We start from the raw sequence: 5,776 nt of genomic DNA, 5'->3' as shown, positions 1-5,776 counted from the left end.
CGGCCGGGCCCGGCGGTCCAGCACCACCTCGCCCGATGCCAGCGCGACGCCGGGCGCGAGCGGGGTCAGGTCCGGCCGGCGGGGTCCGCGGTACGACGCCGGGCGGGCCAGCACGGCGTCGACCCGTCGCCAGGTCAGGTGCGACAGGTGAGCGATGCGGCGGCCCAGCTCGCGCACGTGCACCTGGGCGGCTCCGGCGTCGGGCAGCTTCAGCCCACCCGCGAGGTCGGGCCACAGCTCGGGTGCGATCCGCTCGCTGGCGCGCCCCGCCACCTCGTGGACGACGTCGCGGACGTCGAGCAGCTCGAGCCGGGTGCGCTCGAGCTCGACGTGCGGGACGTCGACGAGCCAGGTCGCGACCAGGGCCTTGAGCACGGTGGCGTCGCGCAGTCCGCCCTCGGCCTCCTTGACGTCGGGCACCGACAGGTGCGCCAGCTCCCCCACCAGCTCGTGGCGCGACCCGACCAGGTCGCGCAGCGCGGGCAGCCGCTCGCGGGCGCCACGTCGCCAATGGGCGAGCATCGTGGTCCGCAGCCGCAACGTGAGACCGGGATCGCCGGCCAGGTGGCGCACGTCGAGCAGCCCGAGCGCGACCTTGAGGTCGGCGTCGGCGGCCGCCAGCATCTCCGGGAGCGTCCGCACGGAGTGGTCCAGCCGGGCGCCGGAGTCCCAGATCGGGTACCAGACCCGCTCGGCCACCGTGCGGATGTCCACCCCCTCGTCGCTGACGAGCACCACGTCGAGGTCGGAGTACGGCGCGAGCTCCGAGCGGCCGTAGCCGCCGACGGCGACCAGGGCGGCGCTGGCCTCGGGCCCGCCGCACTCCTCGTAGGCCCGCGCGCAGAGCGCGTCCGCCTCGGCCGCGCGCAGCAACCTCTCCTCGGCGCTCAGGGCGTCACCTCCCGATCTCGAGCCCGATCATGCTCCGGGTACGCCGAGGCCCGGCTCCTGCGTGAGGAGCCGGGCCGCGGTGCGGTCACAGGGCCGCGTCGTCCCGGTCGCCGGTGCGGACCCGCACGACGGTCTCGACGGGGCTCACCCACACCTTCCCGTCGCCGATCCGGCCGGTCTGCGCGGTCTTCACGATGATGCCGACGACGTCGTCGGCGTCGTCGTCGCCGACCACGATCTCGATCCGGATCTTGGGCACCAGCGCGATGTCGTACTCCGCGCCCCGGTAGACCTCGGTGTGGCCCTTCTGCCGGCCGTAGCCGCTGACCTCGCTGACGGTCATGCCCGTCACGCCGAAGGTCTCGAGGGCCTCGCGGACGTCCTCCCACTTGTGCGGCTTGATCACCGCGGTCACGAGCTTCATGCGTTGGCTCCTTCGGTCACGGTGCTCTTCGCCAGGACGGATCCCGTGGAGGTGTTGCCGCTGGCGAGTCCAGTGTGCAGGTCGTACGCCGACTCCCCGTGCTGGTCGGAGTCGATGCCGTCGATCTCGGCCTCGTCGGTGACCCGCCAGCCGATCGTGAGCTTGATGGCGTACGCGATGATCGCCGTCGCGACGGCCGACCAGGCGATCGCGATGAGCGCGGCCATGACCTGGTCGCCGAGCGAACCGAAGCCACCGCCGTAGAACAGGCCGTCGATCCCGCCGGGCGCGTCCGCGGAGGACACCAGGCCGATCAGCACGGTGCCCACGACGCCGCCGACCAGGTGCACGCCCACGACGTCGAGCGAGTCGTCCATGCCCACCTTGTACTTGAGTCCGACCGCCCAGGCGCACAGGCCGCCCGCGACCGCGCCGATCAGGATCGCGCCGGGGAGCTCGACGGCCCCGCAGGACGGCGTGATCGCCACCAGGCCGGCGACGATGCCGGAGGCGGCGCCCAGCGAGGTGGCCTTGCCGTGCAGCAGCCGCTCCACGAGGAGCCAGCCGAGCATCGCCGCGCAGGTGGCGATCGTCGTGTTCAGGAACGTCACGCCGGTCTCGGAGTAGAACTGCGCGATGTTCTCCTCGTCGGTGGACCCGCTGAAGACGATCGAGCCCACGTTGAACCCGTACCAGCCGAACCACAGCAGGCCCGCACCGATCATCGTCAGCGTCAGGTTGTGCGGCCGCATCGGCTCCTTGCCGAACCCGATCCGCTTGCCGATCACCAGGGCGAGGACGAGGCCGGCGACGCCGGCGTTGATGTGCACGACCGTCCCGCCGGCGTAGTCCTGGGCGCCGAAGTGCTCGGAGATGAAGCCGCCGCCCCAGACCATGTGGCCGATCGGGAAGTAGCTGAGCGTGACCCAGAGCGGCACGAACACCACCCACGAGGAGAGCTTGACGCGGTCGGCGATGGCGCCGGAGATGAGCGCGGCGGTGATCGCGGCGAACGTCATCTGGAACATCACCGCGATGTAGCCGTCCGACGTCACGTCCTTGAGACCGAACAGGTCGAACGGGTTGGCGAACAGGCCGCCCACATCGCTGGGGCCGAAGGTCATCGACCAGCCCCACAGCACGTACACGATGGCGACGACGGCCATCGCGACGTACGACATCATCATCATGTTCAGGACCGACTTGGAGCGGCTCATGCCGCCGTAGAACAGCGCCAGCGCCGGAACGGTCATCATCAGGACGAGGGCTGTCGCCACCAGCATGAAGGCGTAATAGCCGTCCACGGAACCTCCAGGGATCACATCTCGGGAGGGCGGTCACGGCCTCGACTGCGCTGTCGTCCCGGGGTCCGCCCTATTGGCAGACACCTTGTGGGCCGGAGGTTTCGACGTACGCCGCCGCGTGTTGCGGCCGCGCAACGAGATCGGACCTGGTGTTACTTCCGTGTTACGCCCGGGCGGGCGCCAGCGGTCAGCCGAGCAGCGCGTCGACGAACGCGCCCGCGTCGAACGGTGCGAGGTCGTCGGCGCCCTCCCCCAGGCCCACGAGCTTGACGGGCACCCCGAGCTCGCGCTGCACCTGGACGACGATGCCGCCCTTGGCCGAGCCGTCGAGCTTGGTGAGGACGATGCCGGTGACGTCGACGACCTCGCTGAAGACCCGGGCCTGGATCAGGCCGTTCTGGCCGGTGGTGGCGTCGAGGACCAGCAGCACCTCGGTGACCGGGGCCTGCTTCTCGATCACGCGCTTGACCTTGCCGAGCTCGTCCATCAGGCCGGCCTTGTTCTGCAGCCGGCCGGCGGTGTCGACGATGACGGTGTCGGCGTCGGTGTCGACGCCCTCCTTGACCGCCTCGAACGCGACGCTGGCCGGGTCGGTGCCCTCGGGCCCGCGCACCACGTCGACCCCGACGCGCTCGCCCCAGGTGGCCAGCTGCTCGACGGCGGCGGCCCGGAACGTGTCGGCGGCACCCAGCACGACCTTGCGGTCCTCGGCGACCAGGATGCGCGAGATCTTGCCGACGGTGGTCGTCTTGCCCGAGCCGTTGACGCCCACCACGAGGACCACGCCGGGCATGCCGTCGAGGCCGCTCACGTGGAGGCGGCGGTCCATCGTGGGATCGACCAGCGTCAGCAGCTCCTCACGGAGCACCGCGCGGACGTCCTCGTGCGCTCCCTCGACCCGCAGCCGCGTGCGCAGCCGCTCGACCAGCTCCTGGGTCGGGGCGACGCCGACGTCGGCCGTGAGCAGGGTGTCCTCGATCGACTCCCACGTGTCCTCGTCGAGGCGGTCGCGGGAGAGCAGCGCGAGCAGGCCACGGCCGAGCCCGCCCTGGGAGCCGGCGAGCCGCTGGCGCAGCCGGACCAGGCGCGAGGCCGTGCCCTCGGGCTTCTCCAGGGCCGGTGCGGCCGGGGCCTCCGGCTCGATCGTGGCGGGCGGTGCGCTGACCTCGACCGGAGGAGCGCCGGCCTCGGCCTCCTCGGGAGGCCGGACGATCACGCCGGTGTGGGTGTTCGGCAGCGGCTCCGGCTTGCGGCGCCGGGTGACCAGCAGGCCGGCGACGGTCGCGACGAGCCCGAGCGCCACGACGGCGATGGTGATGATCAGGAGGAGCACGGCATCCATGGCGTCAATCCAAGCAGAGCCGTCGTGGGCCGCCGGCCCGGCGGGTCACAGCCGGGGCTCGGAGTCCTCGTACTCCAGCTCCAGCAGGGGCACCGCCTCCGCCGCGCGGCCCATCGCCTCGCCCAGCCACGGCACGGCGGGGACCTCCTCGCCGCGGTGGGGGTAGGCGACGTAGACGACGACCAGTCCGGCGACCGCCAGGACCACGAGCATCGCGATGACGACGACGAGCACGGATGACCTCCCGAGAGCTAGGGCTTCCTCCACCCTGACACATACCCGGTAGCCGACCGGCTCAGCCGCCCGCGAGCGGCTCGACCGCGCTCCGGATCTCGGCCGGGATCGGCGTGACGGGTCGCGCCGGATCGGTGTTGTCGACGTACACGTGCACGAAACGTCCCTCGGCGGCGGCCTCGTCACCCTCGCCCTGGAAGAGCCCCACGCGGTAGACGACCGAGGAGGTGCCGACGCGTTCGACCACGAGCCCGAGGTCGACCGGCTCGGGATAGCCGACCTCGGCGAAGTAGCGGCACGACACTTCCGCGACCACGCCGATCGCCGGGAGCGTGCGGATGTCGACGCCGGTGGCCGTCGCCAGGTGGTTGTTGACGACCGTGTCGATGAGCTCGAAGTAGCGGGCGTTGTTCATGTGCCCGTAGACGTCGATGTCGGCCCAGCGGGTCGTGGCCCGCTCCCAGTGGACGTACGCCGAGCGCGTCGGTCGCTCCCGCTCCCCCATCAGGCGGACTCGGCGTCGCGCAGCCGCTGGCTGATCACCGCCGACACGCCGTCGCCGCGCATCGTCACGCCGTAGAGCGCGTCGCCGACCTCCATGGTGCGCTTCTGGTGGGTGATCACGAGCAGCTGGGAGTTCTCGCGCAGCTCCTCGTAGATCTCCAGCAGCCGGCCGAGGTTGGTGTCGTCGAGTGCCGCCTCGACCTCGTCGAGGATGTAGAACGGCGAGGGCCGGGCCTTGAACAGCGCGACCAGGAACGCGACCGCGACCAGCGAGCGCTCACCGCCGGAGAGCAGCGAGAGCCGCTTGACCTTCTTGCCGGGCGGGCGGGCCTCGACCTCCACGCCGGTGCTGAGCATGTCGTCGGGGTCGGTGAGCACCAGCCGGCCCTCGCCACCCGGGAACAGCCGCGCGAACGTCGCGTCGAAGGCCGTGCTCACGTCGGCGTACGCCTCGGTGAAGACCTGCTCGACCCGCTGGTCGACCTCGCGGACGATGTCGAGGAGGTCGCGGCGGGTCTTCTTGAGGTCCTCGAGCTGCTCGGTGAGGAACTTGTGGCGCTCCTCCATCGCGGAGTACTCCTCGAGCGCCAGCGGGTTGACCCGGCCGAGCATCGACAGCGCCCGCTCGGCGGCGCGCAGCCGCTTCTGCTGCTCCTCGCGGACGAACGGCACCGGCTCGGGGGGCTCCTGGCGCTCCTCGAGCTCGTCCGCGCCGTCCGGCAGGGGCTGCGGCACCGGCTGGTCGGGGCCGTAGTCGGCGACCAGACCGTCGGGGTCGAGGCCGAGCTCCTCGAGCGCCCGCTCCTCGAGCTGCTCGATGCGCATCCGCTGCTGGGTCCGGGCCATCTCGTCGCGGTGCACGCTGTTGACCAGCTCGTGGTGGTCCTTGTCGAGCCGGCGCAGCTCGGCGCGGACGGCGAGCAGCTGCTGCTCCCGGCCGCTGCGGGCCTGCTCGACGGCGGTGCGGGCCTCCGCGGCCCGGTGCACCGACACCTCGAGCCGGGCGAGCACGTAGGCCACCGCCACCCCCACCGCCTCGGCGGCCCGGCCCTCGCGGATCAGCCGCTCGCGACGCTC

Annotated in this window: 7 protein-coding genes; all 7 read right to left on the bottom strand. The window is 72.0% G+C overall.

Features of this window, described 5'->3' with window-relative positions; all coding sequences use genetic code 11:
• On the bottom strand, window positions 1–873 hold an 873-nt coding region (locus VGD85_RS11065; RefSeq protein WP_331063493.1), incomplete at its 3' end, for a nucleotidyltransferase domain-containing protein.
• A gap of 103 nt (window positions 874–976) precedes the next feature.
• Window positions 977–1,315 (bottom strand): P-II family nitrogen regulator, encoded by a 339-nt coding sequence (locus tag VGD85_RS11060; protein WP_331063492.1) that lies wholly within the window; start codon window positions 1,313–1,315, stop codon window positions 977–979.
• Entirely contained in the window at window positions 1,312–2,619 is a 1,308-nt protein-coding gene (locus VGD85_RS11055; RefSeq protein ID WP_331063491.1) for an ammonium transporter, read from the bottom strand. The genes VGD85_RS11060 and VGD85_RS11055 overlap by 4 nt, the downstream gene beginning before the upstream one ends.
• A gap of 187 nt (window positions 2,620–2,806) precedes the next feature.
• Window positions 2,807–3,961, bottom strand: coding sequence for a signal recognition particle-docking protein FtsY (gene ftsY, locus VGD85_RS11050; protein ID WP_331063490.1), 1,155 nt, complete (start codon window positions 3,959–3,961; stop codon window positions 2,807–2,809).
• A gap of 45 nt (window positions 3,962–4,006) precedes the next feature.
• Entirely contained in the window at window positions 4,007–4,195 is a 189-nt protein-coding gene (locus VGD85_RS11045; protein WP_331063489.1) for a hypothetical protein, read from the bottom strand.
• Window positions 4,196–4,256: 61 nt separating this feature from the next.
• Window positions 4,257–4,700, bottom strand: a complete 444-nt coding sequence (locus tag VGD85_RS11040; RefSeq protein WP_331063488.1) for a thioesterase family protein — start codon at window positions 4,698–4,700, stop codon at window positions 4,257–4,259.
• A partial coding sequence (locus VGD85_RS11035; RefSeq protein ID WP_331063487.1) for an AAA family ATPase occupies window positions 4,700–5,776 on the bottom strand: 1,077 nt, incomplete at its 5' end. The genes VGD85_RS11040 and VGD85_RS11035, both read right to left, overlap by 1 nt.

It is taken from the genome of Nocardioides sp., from assembly GCF_036401255.1.
Classification (GTDB): Bacteria; Actinomycetota; Actinomycetes; order Propionibacteriales; family Nocardioidaceae; genus Nocardioides.
The sequence above is the reverse complement of the archived record's forward strand: the minus strand, read 5'-3'. Positions and strand labels throughout refer to the sequence as shown.